This window comes from Vibrio eleionomae (assembly GCF_009874545.1).
Lineage (GTDB): Bacteria > Pseudomonadota > Gammaproteobacteria > Enterobacterales > Vibrionaceae > Vibrio > Vibrio nitrifigilis.
Map to the genome: position 1 here is coordinate 116,330 of NZ_WEKT01000002.1, position 24,470 is coordinate 140,799.

Here is a 24,470-nt window from a genome sequence, read left to right on the forward strand (position 1 = left end):
ACATAAGGTTCATTTCATGGAATCTTTGTTCCATTAGTGGAACGTAGCTGGTTCTATAAGGGGGAAACCGTGCAAGATTTCGCATCAATTAGAGCTTTTTATGCCCTCTGTGAGAAAAAAAGTCTTACGGCAGCAGCCAAGTATCTACATCAGCCTAAGTTTACCGTTAGTCGTCGTTTAACCACATTAGAGAATGAAGTTGGTCAATCTTTAATGATTCGTAGAGGTAACCGCCTTGCCATTACACAAGCAGGTGAAGTATTCCATAGTTACTGCAAAAAAATATTGGATTTAACCGAAGAAAGCATTGATGCTATGCAGAAAGTTAGTAATGAAATCAGTGGTGAACTGACTATAATTGTACATACTAACTTGGTACGTGGTTGGTTTAATAAACTAATAAATAACTATTTGGATGATAACCCTAATCTCAATATAAATATCATCAGCCAATACCAAGCAGCCTACCAAGATGTAGACCCTGATTTGATCCTATGGCTTGGAGAATTATCTGATATTAGCTGGCGCCAAGAAACTATCGGTTACTGGTGTTATTCGGTCTTTGCTTCACAAGCCTATATGGAGAAAAACAATAAGTTAAATCATCCGAATGATATTAGAGAACATCGATGGCTACATTACGCAGCCGCAGAGCTAGAAAATATTGAACTTTCTAATTCTGATGGTGAAACTTTTCAAGTAGAACACTTACCTAGCCGTTTTCATAGCGATAATATTTCTTTACAGCTTGATGGTATTACAGCTGGGAGAGGGATTGGCCTTCTTCCTGTGAGTATTTATCATAAATTTAATGAAATGCATCATGGTAAGTTAGTCCCTTGTTTACCAGATTGGCATAGTGATCCTAGACCTATTATTTGTTATACCCCGCGCGATAAGCATCAAGTAAAAGTTCAAACTTTAGTTAATCGAATGCAAGAAACTAGACCGAAACATTGGCATCAACGACTTTCTTAAATAGCTTTTTATCCTTTAGAAGGCGTAACTGAAACTCAATTAAACCATTTAACTACCGCCATGGACCGAATTGCTTCAGATGTGGTCAGGTATAAAGACAATAAGGGTTATAGATATAATGTTTATATTATTCTTATAGCCCTTAAACACCGATTAGCTATTATCATCAAAGCGATAACTCATACCACAAATAGACTGAATCCATTCTTCCCCTTGTTCCCCAAGCTGTTTGGACAATTGCTGTTTAGGGCGTTAACACTTTGAAACCAAATTCAAATAACTTAGCTATGAACACTTTTCCTGCTTAATTACCTATTTCTTACTGATCCACACAAATCATTTTAATAGCTCATTTGGTTGACTGGTCCATTATTATGATTTAATATGAACCATAACATCAAAAAAACCAAAGGTGTCATTATGACTAAATGTTATGGGTACATCCGTATATCACCTAAAATCAACGATATTGACAACCGTATTGAAGCTTTTTCAGCATACCAAAACGATATTGAACTATTTAAAGAGACTGGGGTTCGCGGTGGTGTCCCACTATCAGAAAGATCAGTATTTACTGAATTAGATACAAAGCTTATAAAAGGTGACGAACTGGTCGTTTGGTGGATTGACGAGCTGGGTAAAGAGTTTTCAAAATGCCTGAATAACATCAAACTACTTATTGGGCGAGGCATAACAATTAAGACCATTGTTCAAAATTTGGAATTCAAACAGGATGATCAAATTACAGATGCCCTAGTAAAAATGATGCAAGGTTTTGCTGAGTCTGAAAAACATAAACGCCTATTTGCCGCAGAGCTTGGACGCCGCTCTCTTAAAAAAGACAGTGAAGGTTGGAAAGCAAAATTCCGTGGTCGCAAGATAAATAAAGAAATGCATGAGGTAATTGCACAAGCTCTGTTTGAAGGCAAAACCCTACAGACCGTTGCTGACGAGACTGGTGCAAGTATATCAACCGTTAAAAGAGTAAAAGCAAAAATTAAAGATGACGATGAACTAGGTCATCTTAGAAGTCGTAGCCACAGGCACGGTGGGCGATGTGGGGAAAGAAGACACGGCGAACAAAAAGGCCACAGCCCTAAAAGAGGCTATGGAAATAAACCTCTAAGAGATGAAGATCATCAAAATTAAAAAGGCTTTATAACATGAAAAAGAACTTATACCACATTGATATAGCTCCACTAAAAAACAAAGATGGATCAGACATATCATCAGAGGAGCATATTGCTTTTGATTTTGAATCTCACGATGATTTAAAACAAATTCTGTCCAAGGTAGGAATCATTGAAGGACTAGATAAAAAGCAGACTCACAGTTTTGCCATAGGCTTAAAAATGCTCGGTGAAATTATGCTGGAACACAGAAAACACCCGCTATTTCATGAATTCAGCCCACATTTTGGTCAATTTATGAAGAAACTCAAACAAAATATCAAATAGAACACCTAATCAATATTATCAGAGCAAGCGTAGCGATGAATGATCTTTAGATTGTCCAATAAAGGGGAAATTTGAATATCATCTTCTGTCAGAACGAACAAAGCATATCAGGGGGATATCGACGTAAACTTCCGTTTATCCGGTATTTGAAGCCTAATGGCAGAGTTTCGAATGTCGTTATCTGCGGCGCAAATTCAAAATGGAAACAAGCGTCAAATTCAAGATCTGATTCTGTCGCCCATACTGAATCAGTTTTTAAACTAACGAAACGAGATATATTTTTTACTTTCGAGTTTTCAAGATTACGTTTCTAAGCATTATCCAAAACAAAAATCCACATTGTAGTAAAATTTCAAAAGCATGGTACACATTTTGTACTTTTTAAAGGTATGGTTGTATATTTTTCAAGGTATGATTGGATAATCGCAATGTATGGTTATATTAAGAGACATTAACAAGGAAACTGCATATGGAACATGGAAGTCGGGATATAACCTTACGATTTTTGGCCGAACCAAGTGATGTCAACTTTGGTGGTAAAGTGCATGGCGGCGCGGTGATGAAATGGATTGATTTAGCGGCATATGCCTGCGCTGCTGGCTGGAGTAAAAAATATTGTATTACCGCTTATGCTGGTGGTATCCGTTTTGTGGCCCCAATCCTGGTTGGGAGTTTGGTCGAGGTCAACGCCAAAATCATTTATACCGGCAATACCTCAATGCACATTGGACTAGATGTGCAAGCAAGCGATCCTAAAAATGTCGATCAGCAGCTGACGACGCACTGCATCGTAATTATGGTAGCCGTGGATGAAGAGGGCAAACCAACGCCAGTTCCTCAATGGAATCCCAAAACGCCTCATGACCAGTTTTTACATGACTCCGCGATTCGTTTAATGAATATGCGTAAAGAGATTGGTGAAGAGATGGAAGCTCATGTTAAAAAACCGAAATAAACCATCGGCATACGCTGTCATGTAAACGTCATGCTTGTTTGATTTAATCATGCTACGACTATTTTCTCACAAGACACGGAATGACAAAGAAATACGTAGTGACTCTCGGAGAGTCATCATTAATGGATCCTAAGGCCACAGAATATCAATGGGTACGGGCTCTGTATGTGGAAGGTTATCAACCGAAACAGATCAATCATTACATCCAAGCCTGTTTTGGCGGTGATGCGCAATTTGCTGATCTGTTTCGTAAGGTGGCACTCTATGAAGAAAATATTGCCGTACTTATCACCCACCTTAGAACCCTTTTCTAAGTCCTTCCCCCTCTTTATTCTAACCACTGAGCTAATTTATATACCCAAGTAATCACAAGTTCCTGTGTCCTACATCTCGAGGTCATTTGGGCATAACGACCTTTAAGCAAAAGGAACCACGAACATCACTTTATTGTTCTTGCACTCCAAGGTCGTAATGCTTACATTAAAAAGCATTCACTCAGATATAAGGTTGTTACATGAGGTTTAGTTTTAATGCCGAAGATGCGATTCAAGTTTGCGTTGGTGCATTTGCGCTTGCCGTTCCTATCTCTTTTTCTGAGGAAGCTTGGCAATTAGGTAACACGTTGCCAATTCCTAACTTATTATTATTGATGGCTCTGTCTATTAGCTTTCTTGGTGTTTTTGCCTACCACAGTGTGTTCCAAAGTAATATTCGCGCTCGGTTTAGCGTGTTTCTATTTCGCATTGTGATTGCTTATTTTATTGCAGCCGTTGTCGTTGCGTTAGTACTACTCTCTTTAGATAAGCTCCCATTATTGGAACATCCCTTTGTCTCTTTAAAACGTATTATTGTAATTACGATGCCTGCTTCAATGGGCGCGATTGTCGTCGACAGTTTTGATAAGGAATAACGAGTACCTTTATGACTCCTAAATTAAGCTTACGTGCCTTAGAACGAGGCGATTTGAGATTTATCCATAATTTAAATAACAACCGTAATATCATGACCTATTGGTTTGAAGAACCGTATGAATCTTTTGACGAACTTGAAGAGTTATACAACAAACATATTCATGATAATGCGGAGCGACGTTTCGTCGTCGAAAATGAAGATAAAGAATTAGTGGGGTTAGTCGAGTTAATTGAAATTAACTATATTCACCGTAGCGCTGAGTTTCAGATCATTATTACCCCAGAACATCAGGGCAACGGCTTTGCTGAAATTTTAATCAACAAAGCGCTCGATTACTCGTTCACGATTCTGAATCTTCATAAAATTTATTTGCATGTTGCTGTAGAGAATGAAAAAGCGGTGCACTTATATGACAAAGCAGGATTTATTGAAGAAGGCCATCTGGTCGAAGAGTTTTTCATTAATGGTAGCTACCAAGATGTGAAACGCATGTACATTTTGCAAAGTGCTTATTTAAGCACACATAAAGAGCAATTTAAGCCCCAGTAGCATCAAGGTATAAAAAAACCGCGCACCTCTGAGGTGGAGTGCGCGGTAAAACATCGAAGAAGTAACACCAGAGTGTTGTCGTATCATCACTATAGTTATCATAAATGCGGCGTCATTTTTCTTTCTTACCGCTTTCCTAAACTTCAGCGCTGATGAGCCAATATTTCAATATACGTTCTCTTCTAGCGAGATATATCAAAACACTGCTCGCTGACTCCATTCGTTCTAAACCATCCAGCGATGCTAAATCGCTCTGCATGGCTAATACAAACTTCATGAGGAAAACGCTCAGAAAGAAATACCACTAGCCGTCCTGCATAAGGCGCAACGGTTTCGATCAGTTCATCCTGATCGCTATATAGTTTTAATTTGCCACCATCAGCTTCGGTCCAGTGCTCATTCAAGTACATTACCGTAGTTAAGCGTCGATTCGTTCTTCCTTGAAATGCATCGTAATGCTTTTCATAGGCATCCCCAATGTCGTATTTTGCAAAATGTGCCTCATACTCAAACAAGCCTAAAAATAATGCTCGATTGACGTTGTGACGAATATGCTCCATACGCTCCAAATAATCGTGAATAGCAAAGCCCATCGTAGGCTGAAGCCACTGAATTTTATCGCTGCGGCGACGCTGGTTTTGATGCTTTGAATCGGAGCGGCCGATCTGGGCGGTCCTCCAATTTTCTGGCATTTCTTGGCATAAATCTCTTACCTGTTTGACAGATAAAAAATCATCCCAAATGTACCAACCTTGATCTGCAATCGCATCGATTAGATTATCTAAAGACAAAAACGTAACCCCAAAAACCAAAAGCAGATATATAGCGAGAGTTGAGCCTCCCCACAAATCTAAGTTTTAATCTTTTGGATAAAAAATACTAATCGAATTTTTCTAACAAAATACTTTCAGAAATCCGGGATTAATCTTTGTGTTCTCAAATACACGCGATTTTTTCTAATCGTGGCGAATGACCTTTAAAGATGGATTTCAACTGAGCAACAAACAGTTCAGCAGTGGACAGCGCGTCAATCGCAGCTGAGTGAGCCGTGTAGTTAGGCAAGCGATAACATTGCCTTAGATCATTTAACTGTAGGCTACTACGACAATGGGTTTTCCCATCAAACGTAAGCTGCTTTTCAATTTTTAATGTATCAATCCAAATACATGGAAACACATCCAACCCATAGCGGTCAGAGACATACTGATTGATAAACGTCCTTTCAATACTACTGCCATGCACTAAGGCAACCTTACCAGCAAGCGCTGCAAATAATTCGTCCATCGCTCTATCTAATTCAATGCCTTTAGATAAAGCCGACGGTGTAAGCTGATGAATCTCGGCCGAGCGGGCATTCACATATTGGCGGTGGCAAATATAGCGCTCCTCACTGGCCCCCGTATCTATCGATTGAATCGTCATTGGTACCCAACCCACACTTAAAATTTGATCGCGTTGGGCATCTATCCCTGAGGTTTCAAAATCAAATGATAGTAACGAGATTTCGCCGACAAATTCTTTCAAATCAGGTAATGGCGTCGCGAAATAATACGCGAGGCCAGGCAGCCAATCATGACGTTCACGGCAGGTAAAGTGCTGCTGATAGACATGACGCGAGGCATTAAAATGGCGTTTTATCGCTTGTAACATAGTGATTACCCTTTCACAAAACGCAGTTTAGCGACGTCTTGTAGTTCACTGATAATTTTAAATGCATCTTTCAAGTGCTTACGCTCGAAGCTACTGAAACTATCTGGAGAAATATGATTATCAGGTGTTTTACCCTGCTTTAGTGCTTCCAATTGATGTTGAAAACGGACTTGGGTGATGAACTTGTAAGCGCCAATAATATTCTGGCAACTGTCTTGTGACATCGCACCTTGTTCTGCGGCAAACAGAAAACGTTCTTCGGTGCCCGTCATCGAACCGCCCGCGGATAATGAAAAGATCCGCGCAAGATCGATGATCAAATTTAGCGCGAATTTTTTAATATTTAGCGTCTTACTATTATCACCACCTTTTTCCAACACCAAATTATTAAAAATACCTAACGGGGGTTGTGTATCAATGGCATCTTTCACCAAGGCGGGCAAAAAGTTAGTGCTTTTTTGTAAACATTCATGCAAATACTGCTGCATTTGATCAACCAACTCGGTATTACCATAGATGGCACGCGTTTCGAGAAACACACTAATACTGAGAAGCTTGTTGTATTCAGGACTCGATACCCATTTACGATAATACTCTTTCCATACCGTAAGCGGTTGGCACCACTTTGGAGATGCGGCCATGTATTTGCCATCACACAATGGATACCCACAAGCTTGTAGACCATTACACACTCGCATAGCCAAATGACGAAAATAGAGCTCATGTTCTGGCTTCATATCATCAGACAATACCAAAGCGCTGTCTTGATCCGATAGCACATGCACTTCATTACGCGCATGCGAACCTGCAACCACCCATGCATAATCACAAGGAGCAGGACCAAGTAATTCTTCCGTCATTTGCAGTAAACGACGAGTGAAGGCATCCATGATCATCGACATCACACGACCTTGAATTTCTGCACTAATACCGCTTTCGACCAAAGATTGAAAAATAGTCAGCCGCTCTTCTTTTAAATCCGCTAATGCTTGGATATTGCCTGCGTATTTGATTTTTTCGATCAAAAATAACGCCTGCGTTTTGTGGTTATGTACCAGATGAGACGTCGTTAATAAACCAACGACTTGATTCTCTTTCATAACAGGCAAACAACGAATGTTGTATTGCAACATAACAGAAATCGCTTGCACCACTTTGTCATCAGCATGAATGAGCTGAGGATTACGTGTCATCACTATCTCAATCGGGCTAGCTGTATCTACGCCCCGTGCCACAACAGATCGAGTCATATCCCTGTCAGTTACAATTCCTACTAATTCATCATCTTGCATGATTGCCGCACAGGAACTGTGACTTAGTGAATCATTGCCACACATCAACTCCGCTACAACGCGAATTGGCGTACCGACATTAACAATTGCAATATTCTTACTCGCCACCTCTTCCACCCGACGATAAAACAACCCATTCTCTTCTTCGCGATAGGCGTAATCGACTGCCGAGGTTAAACGTAACTGAGCTTGGGAAGCGAAGTAGTTGGCGAATTCAGGGTGTTGTTGGCAAATCGCTTGTAACTCTTGGTGCGGAATCAAATACAGTAATGAGTCTTCAATAGCTGTTGCTTGGTAGCCATCTTCGGCTTCATTAAGCGGCTCCAAAAACGTGAAACCAAACTGATCTTCTTCACCTAATCGCGCCCGCAATTGTCCATCAGGACGACGCTGCTCTATCGCCCCTGTACGAATGATATAGAGGTAACGATCAGAACATAAAGCGCTAAAAGTAATATGCTCACCTTGCGCTAAGTAACGGACTTTTACTTGGCCCGCGACCGCTAACACAATCTCTTGCGGTAACTTATCAAACGGGTCCAAACGAATTAAAAAGTCATAAATATTAGGGGTTAATGATGATCCCACCTTTACCTCCAGATCAAAACGGCGTTTCAATTAATTTCATAGTACAAAAAAAAGCAGCCTTCATGCTGCTTTTCATTTCACATTTTTGATCCAGCGCTCATTGATTAAAGGTGATATACCAATCACTTTGAAAGGAATGACCATTCCTACCGTAATTGAACTTGACCTATGCTCGTTGATGAACCTCTGAATCCTGCATCTTGAGGTCGTTTCGATAGACTAGGTCATTAAACCGGATACTGGGTATACCCCAGATTTTCCGATACATTACGGCACGCTGTATGTAGCATTTCAACGTATTCCCCTTTTCGCTCTTCAGCAAAACGAATGGTTGGGAAAGAAATTGAAATGGCTGCGATGACCATACCAAAACGATCATAGATAGGAGCGGCAATACAGCGTAACCCTGGTTCCTGCTCTTCGTTATCTTCAGCAAAATGTTGTTCACGCACCAAATGTAATTCATCAAGTAGCTGGTCGGTATTCTGGTGTGTACGCTCGGTGTGGGGAATAAAGTCCACATCTTCTAATAAGTGACGTACATAGCTTTCATCACGTTCAGCCAGTAACACTTTACCAATCGCAGTACTATAAAGTGGATTACGACGTCCAATACGCGAATACATGCGCAGGTTGTAACCCGAATCAATTTTATGAATATAAATGATGGCATTTTCATCAAGAGCACCAAGGTGCAATGCTTCATTCGTTTTATCAGCAATCTGCTGCATTTCTTTGTTTGCTAAGCCAACTAAGTCCACGTATTCCAGTGACTTAGAGCCAAGCTCAAACAATTTTAGGGTCAGAGAATATTTATCTGCTTCACCTTCTTGAGACACATAACCTAAGGTCTTCATTGTTTGCAAAAATCGATATGTGGTCGCTTTAGACATCATCAAACGTTGCGAGAGTTCCGACACACCAATTTCTTTCTGTTCACCTAGAGCCTGTAAGATACTAAATACTTTTAGTACCGACGACACGGCTTCCGGCTGTGTTGATTTTTCCATTCGCTGTCCCCTTTTCTAACTTAAGTCATTATAGCCTCTCAAGATATTCGTACCACTATTTTTAAAAAGGCTTTTCATAAATATGAAACCCTTCAAACACTGCCCTGAAAAAACAGATCCCAATCAAGATTTTTAAAACAGCTTTTCAAAAATATTTGCCAACTGTTTTTTTTTGGAACATGATAACCACATCAGCAATGAGACGAGCTTGTCTCTTTATCAGTTAGCTACATTAAGGAAAACACTATGGTTCTTGAATCATTTAATCTTGAAGGCAAAGTCGCGATAGTGACCGGGTGTGATACAGGCCTAGGTCAAGGTATGGCACTAGGTCTCGCAAAGGCCGGTTGTAACATCGTTGGCGTAAACATCGCAGAACCTACTGAAACAAAGGAACAAATTACGGCTTTAGGTCGTGAATTCTTAGATGTTCGCGCGAATCTCATTACCCTTGATGATGTTCCTTCTATTATCGATCGTGCGATTACTCAGTTCGGTCACATCGATATTCTAGTCAACAATGCTGGTATCATTCGTCGTAACGACGCCATCGAATTTAGTGAAAAAGATTGGGACGATGTCATGGACATTAACGTCAAATCTGTCTTTTTCATGTCTCAAGCGGTAGCCAAGCAGTTCATCACTCAGGGCACAGGCGGCAAAATCATTAATATTGCGTCTATGCTGTCATTCCAAGGTGGGATTCGTGTTCCATCATACACAGCTGCGAAAAGTGGTGTCATGGGCATTACCCGCTTAATGGCTAATGAATGGGCAAAAAATAACATCAATGTGAACGCCATCGCGCCTGGATATATGGCAACCAACAACACCGCAGCACTCCGCGCTGACACAGAACGTAACCAGGAGATAGTGGAACGTATTCCTGCTGCTCGCTGGGGATTACCTTCTGACCTTGCTGGCCCTTGTGTTTTCTTAGCATCAGCCGCGTCCGACTACATCAATGGTTATACCATTGCTGTCGATGGTGGTTGGTTAGCACGTTAATTTGAAGCTCATTGAGCTGTTAGGAAAAGATTGTGACTGTGTATGAAATTGCACAACTGCTCGGTTTTGTGAGCTTTGCGCTAGGAATTTCTACGTTTTACCAGAAAAATGATCGACGGTTAAAGATCATCATGCTGATCTTTAATCTCAATCATTTAGTCCATTTTTTCTTACTTGGCTCAATGGTTTCAACACTCAGTACTGGTTTATCCGCACTGAGAACAGCCAGCTCTATCTATACTTCGTCGAAACGAATCGCTGCTGTTTTTGCCATTATTGGTATCGTATTTGGCATCGCCATTGCCGATAACTGGTGGGATTTATGGCCAATAGTCGGTATGACGATTGGCACGGTAGCCATATTCACTCTCGAAGGCGTAGCGATGCGCATCGCCTTCGTTGTCGGGGCAATATGCTGGCTGATTAATAATATTTTGGTGGGTTCGATCGGGGGCACCCTATTAGAAGCCACACTTATTTCAGTTAATTGCTTGACCATTTTTCGCATAGTTCGCGATAAGAAACGAACTATAGCAAGCCAAGCATTGTGAGCTTAAACAAAAGCTTAAGTACATTTTTCCGGTAATTTGATAAGGAAAAATACCTTAAGCTTAAGAGGACACACACCATGTTTGTATTTAACGAAGACGTAGAACTTCAAGACCTAGGCGATGGCGTTTCCCGCAAAATTCTTGCCTACAGTGACAACATCATGTCGGTTGAAGTGCATTTTGAAAAAGGGGCGATTGGCGCCATGCACAACCACCCACATGAACAATTGACCTATGTGTTATCCGGTTCGTTTGAGTTCACCATCGGTGATGAAAAGAAAGTCGTTCGCACTGGCGACGTCTTATACAAAAAACCGAATGAAATGCACGGCTGCGTCTGTTTAGAAAAAGGGGTGCTGTTGGATAACTTTACCCCAATGCGCAAAGACTTTATTGAGTAATTTTTTGCCAAATACCCGATGAAGTGGTGTTTGGCTAACCCATATTTGATTTTAATTTATTAGTTGCGGAGTGATCCGCAGGAGAATTCCTTATGAAAATCGCACTGATGATGGAAAACAGCCAAGCGGCTAAAAACGCGACTGTCTTAAACGAACTGACTACAGTGACAGAACCTCTCGGTCATTCCGTGTATAACGTCGGGATGAGTGATGAACAAGATCACCATCTAACTTACATCCACCTTGGGATTATGGCGAGCCTACTGCTTAACTCTAAAGCGGTTGATTTTGTGGTTGCAGGTTGTGGTACAGGCCAAGGCGCTATGATGTCATTAAATATCCACCCAGGTGTGGTTTGTGGTTACTGCCTAGATCCATCCGACGCATTCCTATTCAATCAAATCAACAACGGTAATGCACTATCACTCGCATTTGCTAAAGGTTATGGTTGGGGTGCAGAACTTAACGTGCGTTACATCTTCGAAAAAGCCTTTACGGGTGAACGTGGCGAAGGTTATCCAAAAGAACGTGCTGAACCACAAAAACGTAACGCAGGTATTTTAAACGAAGTAAAACAAGCCGTTGTAAAAGACAACTACTTAGATACGTTAAAAGCAATGGATCAAGAACTGGTGAAAACAGCCGTTGGTGGTCCTCGTTTCCAAGAATGCTTCTTTAGCGGTTGCCAAGTGCCAGAAATCGCAGAGTATGTACAATCTCTTATCTAACCCTTAATCCGTTATTGCCTTTTAAGCCAGTATCTTTACTGGCTTTTTTATTGACATGCGACGTTGAAAGGCAATCCCCTTTTTTCGTGATGGATACTGAGCCCAAACTCATTGATGACGATATGAATCTTGTATCTTGAGGTCATTGGAGTATCGCAGTAAAGTTAAATGACGCGTTTACTTTTGACGTCAGAGGACAGGCATGAATCAAGACTCTCAAACACCCTACCAATCTTTAAAAGAGCTGACGCCAAACTATAAGGTGATGGCACTTTGGGAACAAGATACACTTGCTCCCCTTCATCTAAATCAGCACTTTATCGAAAGGGGCAATCATAAACGTCATGACCGAATTTTAACCCATATTACTCACCCCGAAATGGTGCTGGTGCCGCCACCATCAGCCAATGGCATCGCAGTTTTGATTATTCCCGGCGGAGGATACACTAAAGTTGCCTTTGATAAAGAAGGTATGGATACTGCAGAATATCTAGCCCATCTGGGTTTTACTTGTTATGTACTGAGTTACCGCATGCCAGGAGATGGGCATGTTTGGTCATCCAATACCGCTCTCGCCGATGCTCAGCGAGCAATGCGTTTAATTCGTAGTCAAGCTGCTAAGCAAGGAATTGAACATGTTGCTGTTATCGGTTTCTCTGCCGGTGGGCATCTCGCAGGTTGGCTTTCAACTCGTTTTGATCTGCCCGCGTATCCACTACAAGATACCGTTGATAACTATCCAGCTCAGCCCGATCTTACCGCACTCATTTATCCGGTCATCAGTATGGATGAGCGTGTCACCCATCTGGGTTCTCGCAAACAGTTATTAGGCAGTTTGGCCGACAAGCCGTTGCATCCTGAATTTTCCATAGAAACAATGGTGACAGCGGCAACACCGCCATGTTTTATCTTACATGCCAATGATGATCCATCAGTACCGTCTGAAAACAGTATTTTGATGTGGCAAGCATTAAAAAACCACCATGTGGACGTGGATTTACATATCGTCCAACAAGGTGGTCACGGTTTTGGTTTTCGTCATACCAAAGGTCTCACCATTGAAGCTTGGCCAACGTGGCTGCATCAATGGCTAGAACAGCGTTTAGGCTTAAACTAACTCCATTGAGATAGAGAGTTAGCCATGTCGTTCAGCGAAAGTCGGACGGCGATGTTCGACTTTTTTCTCAAACAACCACAAACCGAGCATGGATAAAAATAGCATAAATAAGCTCAAAAATAGCGGGGCTTTAAAACCGAAATATTGCGCAATCACTCCCATCGCACTGGTTCCCAACATTGTACCTAACAACATTGAGTTGGTATAAAACGCAGATGCTTTACCAATCGTTTTAGGGGCGTAATCTTGCACAATGGTGACACCAAGGCCCACAAAAATTCCAAAAAACAAACCATTCAATAGCTGAAGAGCAATACAGACAGCCAAGTGATCGGTAAAGTACATCCCGACATAAAAAAGCATACCAAACACATACCCCAGCCTCATCATCGGTAGTTTTCCATAACGCTGAGACCAACTCGCCGCAAGCAGCATGACTGGAATTTCTACCGCAGCAGTCATACCCAGTAATATCCCCGGATATGCCGTTGATAAGCCCATATTACGGGTTAAAAACAGAGGCATCGAGCCGACATAAGTACTGTTTGCCATATTCGCCAACATCATGATTGCACCTAGAAACCAGACTTCTCTCGGTAAGGGTGGAGCCAGTTTCTTGTCTTTATCTAAAGGATCGATGTCTGGTGCTTTAGGTTCTTTTAATTGCAATGCAACCAAACCAATGACCGCCAACGCGACGACAGCCGATAGATAAAAGTTAGATCGAAACCCTAAACGGTCAACGGAAAAGAAAGCAATCGGTGGCCCAACAACCCACAACAACGAAACCGATGAGCGCATTTGTGAATTCAATTTAGTACTACTTTTACCGGTTGAATCCGCATAACGACGAATGATGGTTAAGATGACAGGGATAGAAGACGATGCCAAAGGCATGATTAAACACCCCACAATTAGGACGTGCCAAAAGTTTTTTGAAAGAGCAAAACCTGCCGAAGCACCAACGATTCCCAACAGTGAAAAAATCACTAATCTTTTCGCGGAGACCCCTTTGTCGATCAGTCCGGTGATTTTTTGGCTAAATAGCACCGTCATCCCAGAGGTAATAACCGTATATACACCAATAAGTCCAGGCTCAACGTGAAGACCATTGACCAAATACAAACTCATGACAGGTAAAATCAAAGCAAAAGCTAAGGCGGTAAGACCATTGGTACAAAAGAGTACCGTCGTCTGACTTTTCATGAAACAACCTAATTAAGCGAGAGAAGACAAATTCAAAATGAGCGCGGATATGCGCCCACCTAATGTCGCTCAAACCTTGGGCAATAACAAGTCTCTTTTTCTTATCCTCCAAATAATCTTCCCTTTTTAACCATAGTTTTTTCGTCACAACACCGTTTGTTTGGTTCTGAAGATCTAAGTCACAAAATAAATGAACCAATGTTTTATTTTATTTGTTTATTCTTTTTATTGGCGCATAATCGGTTTAGAAAAATACAGGAGAGAAGATGATGAAACCTAATCGAGTCGCTATTATTGGCGAATGCATGGTTGAATTACAAAAATCTGGAGATCTCTATAAACAGACCTTTGGTGGTGATACGCTTAATACTGCTATCTACTTGTCTAGATTAACAAAAAATAGCGGCATCCAAATTTCATATTTGACTGGCTTGGGCAAAGATCCTTTTAGTCACAGCATGATCAATGCTTGGAATAAAGAAGGTATTGATACGACTGGTGTCAGAATTTCCCAAGATAAATTGCCCGGAATGTATGCGATTGAAACCGCACCAGATGGAGAACGAAGCTTCTATTATTGGCGTAATGATGCGGCTGCTAAATATTGGATCCGCGACAGCTCTATTGTAGAGCTAGCTCAAGAACTCTCCCAATATCAATTGGTTTATCTTAGCGGAATCAGTTTAGCCATTTTGACTCCTGATTGCCGCGAAAAACTGTATGATGCCCTACTTTTATGTCACGAAGATGGTGTAAAAATCGCGTTTGATAACAACTATCGTCCAGCGTTATGGGAATCGTCAGACATTGCAAAGAAAACCTATCTGCAATTTATGCATATCACTGATATCGCGTTTTTGACCTTCGATGATGAAGTCATGCTTTATGGTGACAGCAAAGAGAGTCAAGCGATTGAACGAGCTGAACGCTTGGGCATCAAGGAAATCGTCATTAAACGTGGGTCCGAGCCTTGCATTGCGATTAAAGCAGGAGACCGTTTTGAAATTCCTGCCACTAAAGTAGCTAATGTTGTCGACACCACTGCCGCTGGAGACTCATTTAGCGCAGGCTATTTAGCAAAACGTCTATTGGGCGCTGACCCAGAAGCATCAGCACAATTAGCTCACCGTGTTGCCGGTACTGTCATTCAATATCGTGGCGCCATCATTCCCCAAGATGCAATGCCGCAGATTTAAAGGATACGAGAAATGAAAAGTCTTAACGAACAATTAAACGACATTAAAGTCGTGCCTGTTATTGCCATTAAAGATGCAAACAAAGCAGTCAAACTGGCAAAAGTGTTAGTTGAAAACGGCCTACCATGTGCTGAAGTCACATTCAGAACTGAAGCGGCGGCAGAAGCTATTCGCCATATCCGTGAAGCCTTTCCTGACATGTTAATCGGTGCTGGTACAGTGTTGACTCCACAGCAAGTCGACAATGCGATTGAAGCGGGCGCCGATTTTATTGTTAGCCCTGGTTTTAATCCTACGATTGTAAAATATTGCCAACAACGTAATGTCACCATCATTCCAGGTGTTAATAACCCAAGTTTGGTTGAACAGGCAATGGAAATGGGCTTACGTACTTTGAAATTCTTTCCAGCAGAACCATCAGGCGGTGTTGGCATGCTAAAAGCAATGAGTGCCGTATACCCAATTAAATTTATGCCAACTGGTGGTGTAAAACCGAGCAACGTAAAAGATTACTTAGCCCTTCCAACTGTACTTGCTTGTGGCGGTACTTGGATGGTGCCAAACGACCTAATTGACAATGAGAAGTGGGATGAATTAGCCACACTTGTCAAACAAGTCGCTGACGTTGTGGCATAAACCACAGAGTCATCGAAAATCGAAACGAAGATCTTTTGTTTTTAATTAGCACTTCGACATGAGTGTTATTATTAGCCCATATATTCCGCGAAATATGGGCTTTTTTTTGGCTCTTTTCTACTTGCACTACTTCCCTATCCACTCGTTACGACAAAGTAATCAATGAGTTGGTCATTGTTGCCAGTTAAATCATCAATGACACGTTATAAAAAAACTGCCACCTCATCAGGTAGCAGTTTCCGTAAGACAATCAAACGCGATTAGTGTCAGCATTCGATGAACATGACGCCTATAACTTCATCGCTAGTGCTTTCAACTCAGGTTGTTGCTTAATATCTTTTAGTACTTGCTCAGCCGCCATCGTCGCTCCGCGTAACTGAAAATGTGTCGTATCCGGTTTATCGAACCGACCTGTACGTCCCATATAATAAGGATATTTATCCGTATTCACTGCAAGCCACATTGATTTCCAGTTGCCTTCTTTATTGGCGATAGCAATCATTTGTTTTTGAATATCAATCAAAGGGATGTCATACCGTTGTGCCGTTTGTTTTACCGTATCCGTATAACTACCAACGAACGCATAACCATGGCGAGTATTTTGCTTGGTCACATGCTGAATAGGATTTAATGGTAATCCATTATGGCCATTAGCCATTTTGGCACGTGGTAACGACGTCAAAAAGACAGGATGCATTTTATGTTGACGAGCAAAGGCAATGTATTGCTCTAACTCGTGCTGCAATGACATTTCGGGATGTCCAACAGGAAATTGCGGCTCTCCTCGTGCATTGTTCGGGTAAGTACACAAGTTTGCGACATCAAGTGGCCCACGCCCCGGTTTAGAGCCATCGCATTTTTCATCGTTATGGCTGAATTGAATAAAGAGGTAATCTCCCGGTTTGACCAGCGGTTCGAGCAAACTCAGCCAGCGCCCGTTGATATAATCTTTAGAGCTACGCCCTGAACGAGCAGCATTAACCACCATTACTTTGCCATTATCGCCAACTAAAGCGTGAAAAGCCTGCCCCCACCCCGTACGAGGAAACGCATCTGGCTCATAATATGAAGCGGTAGAATCCCCCACAATAAACACTCGAGTATCCTTACTCTTAACCGCTTGCTGAGTATTGCTAAGTTGATTATAACTAAGGTAATAAATCGGATTTGAATCCAAACTGATGATCGGCTTAAACGCTAAATCAGTCAGTGTGGTCCCTTTCGCTAGTCCCGTTTTGGTATCATAGCCTCGGTTATGTAGCACTTGCGATGCGAGATCCGCCATTAGCGGATGATAAAGGCTTGAGTAGCTAACTGGATCCCATTCCTCTTTTGCATCGAGTCCATAATGTCCGAGTATATTTGCAAACGCATGATCAAAATGTTGATTGGCCGTTACCCATGTGTTTTTTGCCATAGCGGGAATTGTTTTTGCTGCGACCAGTTCCTGTGGACCAAGTAATCCCGCTTGGTGAGCCATCACCGATACAATCAAATCAGAAAATGGATTCACGTTACCAGTCGTCGTCCCGCCATTTTTTGCCTTAACCACTAAAGCAGCCACACACATCGAACGACGTTTGACACTGGTTAAACATGATTCACCACTATGATCATCAACATTCACCAAAAGCGGCGCAGTCATCCCCTTCACTGAGACTCGATAATGCCCTTTTTGATCTGTTGTCGTGGTGATGGTTTTACCTAGTGAATCTTTCACTGTTACTTGAGCCGGAAAGACCATTGAACGATGCAGCACTTCACCTTGCAACAGGCTATGACGAGCCAAAGAAATGTCAGGTTGCCAACCCGATAATACTTGTTCGTCAGAGTATGCTTTAGCTTGCCGCGTGGTCAATTGTGGGCGAGCAGTGGTCACTTTAGCCCCTGGGCCGCGATTACCAAATTCCCAAAAACGCGATTGCTGCGGATAAAACCAAATGGTTTGATTATTTTTATCATGCCCACTCATCTTATCCCAACCGTAGATATGATCATCCATATCACAATTGATAAAGGTCGTATTACCTACCGCATTAGGATCTGCATAACGACCGTCTTTAAAGGTCGTAGTTGGGTGCCAAGGCCGTCCTAGCCCGTAACTGTTCGCTGGTACACCTGACTCTTTGGTTAATCGACAATGTTTAAACACAATACCAAACGGATCATTAATGTTGGTCGCAGGCGCCGTAATATACCCATACGGCTCTCCAGCAGCGACATCATGACGATTACGCGCCACAATGTTGCTGTCTTTAATGAGAGCAGTCCCTAAACCAAAGATAAAATCAATATTGCCTGAGATTTGCGATTGATCGATAAAACTACGCCCGGCACGCAGATAGAGCGTATCCTGATAACCGACAAGATTAACGTCTTTCAATTCTGCTTTATCGGCATGGTTAGAGACCAAAAGCGCAACCGCTTGGGTATTCTTAACTTTGCTCGGGTCCTGGTCAGATTTGGCTTGGTTAGCATTAAAATCAAATCCATTTGCTATCGTTAGCGAACGAATTTTCACTCCATCAGCATCAATGGCAACCGTTCGACTACCAAACGTGCCAAACTTTTTGCCATTAGGCTGAAGCATTCCGTTGGCCGTCGTCGCGGTAATAATAGTTTTATCTCGATTTTGTCCAATCAAATACGTATTAGGACGCGTGATATTGAGCTTTTCGTGATACACACCATCGTGAATATAAACCACATAGTCTGATTGATCGTTTGGTGCGTTATCTAATGCGGCTTGAATCGAAGAATAGTCAGCACTGCCATCGGCAGCGACAGACACATTGTAAAGAGGGAGGGCGTTTGCAGAAGAAAAGTAAAATAAAGCTGAGCTGCAACATGCCAAGGTGACTCGATTTAATTTCATCTTTCACTTCCTATGATCAAAGAGATGGTGAGCCATCGACCTCACCATCATCAGATACAAGAATAAAAATCGACAAGGTGGCAGAGCAGTCACTCTGCCACCTTTAGATGTTAATCGTGATAAATAAATTCACGAATATCTTGGATAGCTTGTTGACCAGGGACAGCGGCTTTCGGATTCACACGCGCTGCTTTTTTCAGTCGTTGTACCCAAGCGCCAGTCACTGGATGACCTTGTGCATCTAAAGTCACCCCACCTTTGACGAAGCGGTTATCAACGAAATGTTCACCATTGACCACATCGCTGTATTTGCTTGGTACATAAAAGCGATAGGACTGATCATGTTCAAACGTCCCTTGTTTGACACTACTGGTGTATGGACTCTTGCGGAACAGATAGTTGAAACGTTTGTTATCGATAGACACGTTATTTTCAACCACTAATGAACCTGGGTTAAAGTTATCGGTAAACCCATCCATATTATTGTGAAACGCTAAGCTGTTTTTCACGATATGGGCCACAGGCAAACCTTCACCACCCAATTTGAACCCATTACCGCGAGTTCCCCCTTTGGCTTTTACTGTCGTTGTTTCTCCATTCATGTAAGCAACAGAATCCAAAATAGTCACAGCACCATCTGGGCCATCTTCCACTTTATTGAATAAGTCGAAGCCATCGTCGATATTATGGTGAGAAACGCAACGAATCAGAGTATTACCATCACCAACTCGCATTTTCACAGCAAATCCATCAGCGTTAATTTGCGATTTATCCATGTTGTTATAACTTTCGCTGTCTGTCACTGTGTTGTAACTTGCCCATAATGCTCGGCCGACATCACTAGGTGAAGAGATCTGGAAGCCTGAATCTGGGGCATTATGAGTACGCATGTATTCAAACTCATTATGGCTGCCGCTCACAATCGTACGAGCGCCTGCCACTTCAATGTGTGACACTTTCCAGTAGTTCGCATCATGTAAGTAAGTGCCAACAAAACGGACGTGATTACCTTTTGCTTTCAAGGTCTTCACATGTTCTGGCGTACCACTTGCAGAGACAGGAATAGTCAGAGCTGGGTAATCCCCATCTTCTAATAAAATCGTTCCACCAGGAGGCAGAATATTCACCGCTTGTTGTAACGTTAAGTGTCCATGAGTGCCTTTGGGATTAACCACCAGCGTATGTGGACCAGACAATGGTTTCTTAGTCACGGTATAGTGATAACTCATGGTTTTGAGATCTGGCCCTTCAATTGGAGTAAAACTCACATCGAATTTGGCTTTAGCAGCTGTCAATGATGTGTTGTAATCAAACATTTCGCCCGCAGAAACCAGTTGGTCTTTCACTAACCATTTGCCATTTTGTTGCACACCAAATTTACCGGTGTAGTTAGCTCTAGCTTGCACGGTGTAGTCATCAACAGGCGTCATATCAGGGGAAGCCTGTTGCAAAACTGGCGCGACCAATTTGGCATGATAGCGTGGCGCATTTTCAGTATGAGCAGGGGAAAGCGTCAACTGAACATTACTGACTGTCATTTTGGCATTACGTGATGCAAAAAATCCGACATATTGATGATCAGGGTCTTGCATCTCAACAATATTGGCATGTGCTCCAGCCAGTGGAACAGTTTTTGTCATCGTCCCATTGCTATAACTGACAACATAACCTTTATCATTACGCGTTAATGTCATGTGATAAGTTTTGTCTGGGCCATAGGTGATCCCTTTAACATATTCATCACGACTCATGCGGTTACCTGCGGTGCCCCAAGGTTTGTAAATACCTTCACGGAAGTTCGCATCCACATTAACCAGCCCTTTCACACCTTTTTTATGCGCACGGAAAATGTTCATCACCATATTTGATGCCGCCGGGAATTCTTCCTGCCCTTCAGGCTGTGGATTCATCCGCGCTTTACCGATGATATCGCGCACCATAATCCCAGCACCTTCTTGGCGGTTTGGTGTCGACCCTGTTTCAGGACCTAGCTGATCTAACTGCACATCAGCAGACAAGATGAAATTCACGTTGGTAGGGAGTTTCGTGTAGTAAAAGGTGCCGCCTTCGTGGGAGTTGGCTAGCTTACCGCCTCGGCTTTCAACGGTAAATTTCTTAGCCACCGGTCCAGGTTGCACCAATTTACCATCTACGGTTACTTGGTTAGTGCCAACCTTATTTGGCAAAATAGTCGAACCAAAATTAAGGTCTGTCGATTGACCAAAAGTGATGGCCTGCCAAGTCAGGTTTTGGCTATCACTCATCATATCTGCAGATTGAGATGCACAGCCACCAACGGCCAAAACGGCAGCAATACTTAACGCTAAACGATTCTTTTTCATTTTTCTTAATCCTTGAAAAAAGGCTTATATCGACAGCACAACCAATAAGCCTTTGTGGACGAACCGATACCAAATGGGAACTTGGTATAAATGGGGGAATTAGAAGCTATATTTCACGCCGACACGCACACGTGGACGCCATCTGTCATAGGCATCACTGCCGTCATAAGTTGCGTGTCCAGATTTGTAAGGAATAAAGCCAATTTCAGTGAAGGGGTGCCAACCACTATCAAAGCCTTTGTATTCACCGGTAAAGTTCACTTCAGAGAACCAATCTTGGTGAGATTTCCAACGAGGACCTTGAGATTCTTGGTTAAAGGTGTAGTCAACGCTTGCGCCAAACTTCCAATCTTGGATACCGCCATAACTGGTAGAAAAGGTCCAACGATTGTAATGATGATTAGATGAATTTGTATTATTACTTGTCTTTTGTAAGTTTGAATAGTGATAACGATGACGGAAAGCCACACTCCAATCGTCGTTCACTTTATAGCCCAAGGTTAAGTTAAATTGATGCCCTACTTTACTCGATGATGACTCCCACTTATATTGCGGCTTTAGACTCCATTGATCGTTAATGTGATACAGATAGCTGATATTGGCCTGTTGGCCATTCCCTGTCTCGGTACCGTAAGCATCTTCATTTTGGCTCTTCCATTTTGCTTCAACTTCAAACCCGACACCATTGGCAAAGCGATTTCCTACAGAAATACGATCTTTATGGGCAGCGGATTGGCCGTCATAGCGAGGAACCATTTCATGCCGAATATTAATGGTTGTAGCTTGAGCAGCAAGGCTGGTCAAGGCTACAGCGATAGCAGCAGTTAAGATTCTAAATTTCATTTTGAAACACCGTTTTGTTTTATTTTTTCATTAGCGCTAAATTACTGCTAACGAAAAGTATAAAAAACCCCAAATCTAACGTTTTGTGATCTATGAAACGATGTTTCATTTATGTATATTAGTTTATGTGATCGGTAATAATGCTGGCTATCTAATGGTATTTATATATATAAACACCTATTAGTAGCTCAAAACCGACTTTATTATATAACTAAAAGAGAGTAAAAATAACAATGAGATAGTTCGATAACTATCGTTATCCATATTGAATATTTAAATTATTTTGGTCGATATAAGATCTGAATCACAAAGAAATTTTTTCATATGATTTAGGCCGCTTATTAATACTGATTAACATGTTATCGACTTTCCTTTTATGTGCCTTTGGAGAAACCTCTTGAAACCCCTGCTTCCTCACCATTTATTTTCCAAAGTCATTCAAAATAGGTTATTTAGCCGGCAAAATTTAAAACTCAATTACCGCGCTAAAGTACTTTTAAAGCGCAGTATTATCCCTTTTACTTGGCCTATCGTTGTCGAACTAACCTGCGTTGTGCTGATGGGCATTGTGAGCACAATCTTAGTGAGCCATATTGGCAGTGCAGAAACAGCGGCGGTAGGTATCAGTGATAGTATTACTTTTTTAATTATTTCATTGCTCACAGCAACGGAGCTAGGCGGTTCCGTCGTCATTGCTCAAGCCTTTGGCCGGAGATTACGTGATAAAGCCAAAACGGCGGCAGTTCAAGCTATTAACCTAAATATTCTCGTCAGTATTGTTACCAACGTCCTCATTTACCTATTTATTGAGCGAATTCTTAATGTGATAGCAATGGGCGCACAGCGACATGTGATCGAGCTTTCTGAGCTGTACTTGAAAACGATCGCTTTTAGCTATCCCGCACTGGCGATTATTTTCGCGGGTAGCGGAGTATTACGTGCCATTGGTAATTCTCGCGCTCCCGCCATCAGTAACATTTTGATGAACATTCTAAATATCGTATTTAGTTACCCACTGATATATGGTTGCTCATGGTTCGGATGGAATGGCTTTGGCTTGTTAGGTGCGGGGATCGGTGTCACTGCAGCTCGCTGGGTTGGCGCAGGATTTATTCTCGCGATACTCACCCATAACAGTACGCTACGCCTCAGCCTTGGCTCGTTTAAACAGCGTTTTCAACGGAGCATTATGCTGGAGATTATGGGGATCGGCGTTCCAGCCAGCGTAGAACAATTAATGTTTAACGTCGGTAAGCTTATTACTCAAATCATGGTAGCTGGCATGGGGACAGTTGTCATGGCGGGCAACGTGATCACTTTTTCTGTGCTCTTGTTCGTAAATATACCAGGTAATGCGCTAGGAATGGCCGCAACGGTATTAATCGGTAAACGTTTAGGCCAAGATCAAACTCGTCTCGCTCGTTTAGAGATGCGTTTAATTTTAACCAGTGCTACGGTGCTGTTAGTCACCATGGGCATTATCTCTGTACCTTTAGCTCACCACATTGCGCACATTTACACTAGTGACCCACAAGTGGTTAACGTGGTCGTCAACCTTATCTATCTCAACGCTCTCATGATGCCAGTATGGGCATCTTCATTTGTGTTACCGGCTGCATTTAAAGGCGCTAAAGATGTCCGTTTTAGCATGTGGACCGCCATAGCAAGCATGTGGGGATGTCGTGTAGTGATCGGTTACTCCTTAGGTATTCTATTGAATATGAGTGTTTACGGTATCTGGCTAGGAATGTTCGCCGATTGGTGGATTCGAGCTGGACTCTATTTTTATCGTATGATTAATGATAAATGGCTCGATATTTATCGAAAAAATAAAGTGTTAGAGCAATCACGCTAATTCCCTTCCTTTATGTATTCTCTTAACTGATAAGGCAGAATGATTATACCCAAATGCTCTCAAGCTGAAGGATTCAGCACCTTGAGGTCACTTGGGTATACAGACAAGCAATCTTTAATTTCACTTTTATAAAGTTATTACCTATCTGTTAGAAATAAAACATTCTATTTACTCACCTTCGTTTCATTAGGGACTAATCCGTGAAAGCAATCACAATATTATATAAAATTTAAAAAATGAACCGTTGTTTCGATTTTCGTCACATTCAAAACAGAGCCATAAAAATATACTTCGATTCAAATAAATTAAAACAGTGTTTTG

At 41.9% G+C, this 24,470-nt stretch carries 23 protein-coding genes; 15 read left to right on the top strand and 8 right to left on the bottom strand.

Going from position 1 to position 24,470, the window contains the following annotated elements:
- Positions 1 to 69 precede the first annotated feature (69 nt).
- The 7 genes from F9817_RS01785 (at position 70) to speG (ending at position 4,851) form a co-directional block, all read left to right on the top strand.
- The gene (locus tag F9817_RS01785; protein ID WP_161153245.1) at positions 70 to 978 is read left to right on the top strand and encodes a LysR family transcriptional regulator; all 909 of its coding nucleotides are present in this window, start codon (positions 70 to 72) and stop codon (positions 976 to 978) included.
- 384 nt (positions 979 to 1,362) lie between these two features.
- On the top strand, positions 1,363 to 2,127 hold the full coding sequence (locus F9817_RS01790; RefSeq protein WP_161153246.1) for a recombinase family protein: 765 nt from the start codon (positions 1,363 to 1,365) through the stop codon (positions 2,125 to 2,127).
- 14 nt (positions 2,128 to 2,141) lie between these two features.
- On the top strand, positions 2,142 to 2,435 hold the full coding sequence (locus F9817_RS01795) for a DUF3861 domain-containing protein (protein WP_161153247.1): 294 nt from the start codon (positions 2,142 to 2,144) through the stop codon (positions 2,433 to 2,435).
- Positions 2,436 to 2,904: 469 nt separating this feature from the next.
- Complete coding sequence (locus F9817_RS01800; protein ID WP_161153248.1) at positions 2,905 to 3,390, top strand: acyl-CoA thioesterase; 486 nt, start codon at positions 2,905 to 2,907, stop codon at positions 3,388 to 3,390.
- An 80-nt stretch (positions 3,391 to 3,470) separates the two neighbouring features.
- Positions 3,471 to 3,704, top strand: coding sequence for a hypothetical protein (locus F9817_RS01805; protein ID WP_161153249.1), 234 nt, complete (start codon positions 3,471 to 3,473; stop codon positions 3,702 to 3,704).
- Positions 3,705 to 3,904: 200 nt separating this feature from the next.
- Complete coding sequence (locus tag F9817_RS01810) at positions 3,905 to 4,300, top strand: DUF2391 family protein (RefSeq protein WP_161153250.1); 396 nt, start codon at positions 3,905 to 3,907, stop codon at positions 4,298 to 4,300.
- 11 nt (positions 4,301 to 4,311) lie between these two features.
- A complete protein-coding gene (gene speG, locus F9817_RS01815) occupies positions 4,312 to 4,851 on the top strand; it encodes a spermidine N1-acetyltransferase (RefSeq protein ID WP_161153251.1) in 540 nt (179 codons plus the stop codon).
- Positions 4,852 to 5,033: 182 nt separating this feature from the next.
- Here speG and F9817_RS01820 read toward each other — a convergent pair whose 3' ends face one another.
- The 4 genes from F9817_RS01820 to kdgR all read right to left on the bottom strand — a co-directional run bounded on the left by F9817_RS01820 (position 5,034) and on the right by kdgR (position 9,391).
- Entirely contained in the window at positions 5,034 to 5,642 is a 609-nt protein-coding gene (locus F9817_RS01820) for a 2OG-Fe(II) oxygenase (RefSeq protein ID WP_161153252.1), read from the bottom strand.
- Positions 5,643 to 5,787: 145 nt separating this feature from the next.
- Positions 5,788 to 6,501 carry an exonuclease domain-containing protein gene (locus F9817_RS01825; RefSeq protein ID WP_161153253.1) on the bottom strand — a complete coding sequence of 238 codons (714 nt, stop codon included), beginning with the start codon at positions 6,499 to 6,501 and terminating at the stop codon, positions 5,788 to 5,790.
- Positions 6,502 to 6,506: 5 nt separating this feature from the next.
- A complete protein-coding gene (locus F9817_RS01830; RefSeq protein WP_161153254.1) occupies positions 6,507 to 8,381 on the bottom strand; it encodes a DUF294 nucleotidyltransferase-like domain-containing protein in 1,875 nt (624 codons plus the stop codon).
- 227 nt (positions 8,382 to 8,608) lie between these two features.
- Positions 8,609 to 9,391 carry a DNA-binding transcriptional regulator KdgR gene (gene kdgR / locus F9817_RS01835; protein WP_161153255.1) on the bottom strand — a complete coding sequence of 261 codons (783 nt, stop codon included), beginning with the start codon at positions 9,389 to 9,391 and terminating at the stop codon, positions 8,609 to 8,611.
- A gap of 246 nt (positions 9,392 to 9,637) precedes the next feature.
- Between kdgR and kduD the strand changes: the two genes are divergently transcribed.
- From kduD to F9817_RS01860, 5 genes are all read left to right on the top strand, one after another.
- The gene (kduD, locus tag F9817_RS01840) at positions 9,638 to 10,399 is read left to right on the top strand and encodes a 2-dehydro-3-deoxy-D-gluconate 5-dehydrogenase KduD (protein ID WP_161153256.1); all 762 of its coding nucleotides are present in this window, start codon (positions 9,638 to 9,640) and stop codon (positions 10,397 to 10,399) included.
- Between the two features lie 29 nt (positions 10,400 to 10,428).
- A complete protein-coding gene (locus F9817_RS01845; RefSeq protein ID WP_161153334.1) occupies positions 10,429 to 10,950 on the top strand; it encodes a YgjV family protein in 522 nt (173 codons plus the stop codon).
- Between the two features lie 77 nt (positions 10,951 to 11,027).
- Positions 11,028 to 11,351 carry a cupin domain-containing protein gene (locus tag F9817_RS01850; protein WP_161153257.1) on the top strand — a complete coding sequence of 108 codons (324 nt, stop codon included), beginning with the start codon at positions 11,028 to 11,030 and terminating at the stop codon, positions 11,349 to 11,351.
- A gap of 92 nt (positions 11,352 to 11,443) precedes the next feature.
- Entirely contained in the window at positions 11,444 to 12,079 is a 636-nt protein-coding gene (locus F9817_RS01855) for an RpiB/LacA/LacB family sugar-phosphate isomerase (protein ID WP_161153258.1), read from the top strand.
- A 202-nt stretch (positions 12,080 to 12,281) separates the two neighbouring features.
- The gene (locus tag F9817_RS01860) at positions 12,282 to 13,196 is read left to right on the top strand and encodes an alpha/beta hydrolase (protein ID WP_161153259.1); all 915 of its coding nucleotides are present in this window, start codon (positions 12,282 to 12,284) and stop codon (positions 13,194 to 13,196) included.
- A gap of 18 nt (positions 13,197 to 13,214) precedes the next feature.
- Here F9817_RS01860 and F9817_RS01865 read toward each other — a convergent pair whose 3' ends face one another.
- On the bottom strand, positions 13,215 to 14,402 hold the full coding sequence (locus F9817_RS01865) for a sugar efflux transporter (protein ID WP_161153260.1): 1,188 nt from the start codon (positions 14,400 to 14,402) through the stop codon (positions 13,215 to 13,217).
- A 269-nt stretch (positions 14,403 to 14,671) separates the two neighbouring features.
- Between F9817_RS01865 and kdgK the strand changes: the two genes are divergently transcribed.
- Both kdgK and F9817_RS01875 read left to right on the top strand, forming a co-directional pair.
- Entirely contained in the window at positions 14,672 to 15,598 is a 927-nt protein-coding gene (kdgK, locus tag F9817_RS01870) for a 2-dehydro-3-deoxygluconokinase (RefSeq protein WP_161153335.1), read from the top strand.
- Positions 15,599 to 15,610: 12 nt separating this feature from the next.
- Positions 15,611 to 16,234: a bifunctional 4-hydroxy-2-oxoglutarate aldolase/2-dehydro-3-deoxy-phosphogluconate aldolase gene (locus F9817_RS01875; protein WP_161153261.1), complete on the top strand. Its 624-nt coding sequence runs from the start codon at positions 15,611 to 15,613 to the stop codon at positions 16,232 to 16,234.
- Positions 16,235 to 16,523: 289 nt separating this feature from the next.
- Here the strand turns inward: F9817_RS01875 and F9817_RS01880 are convergent, their stop codons facing one another.
- From F9817_RS01880 to F9817_RS01890, 3 genes are all read right to left on the bottom strand, one after another.
- On the bottom strand, positions 16,524 to 19,109 hold the full coding sequence (locus tag F9817_RS01880; protein ID WP_161153262.1) for a pectinesterase family protein: 2,586 nt from the start codon (positions 19,107 to 19,109) through the stop codon (positions 16,524 to 16,526).
- Positions 19,110 to 19,219: 110 nt separating this feature from the next.
- Positions 19,220 to 21,451, bottom strand: a complete 2,232-nt coding sequence (locus F9817_RS01885; RefSeq protein WP_161153263.1) for a right-handed parallel beta-helix repeat-containing protein — start codon at positions 21,449 to 21,451, stop codon at positions 19,220 to 19,222.
- 99 nt (positions 21,452 to 21,550) lie between these two features.
- Positions 21,551 to 22,294 carry an oligogalacturonate-specific porin KdgM family protein gene (locus tag F9817_RS01890; RefSeq protein ID WP_161153264.1) on the bottom strand — a complete coding sequence of 248 codons (744 nt, stop codon included), beginning with the start codon at positions 22,292 to 22,294 and terminating at the stop codon, positions 21,551 to 21,553.
- Between the two features lie 397 nt (positions 22,295 to 22,691).
- Here F9817_RS01890 and F9817_RS01895 point away from each other — a divergent pair, with 397 nt between their 5' ends.
- Positions 22,692 to 24,149: an EmmdR/YeeO family multidrug/toxin efflux MATE transporter gene (locus F9817_RS01895; RefSeq protein ID WP_237476177.1), complete on the top strand. Its 1,458-nt coding sequence runs from the start codon at positions 22,692 to 22,694 to the stop codon at positions 24,147 to 24,149.
- Positions 24,150 to 24,470 lie beyond the last annotated feature (321 nt).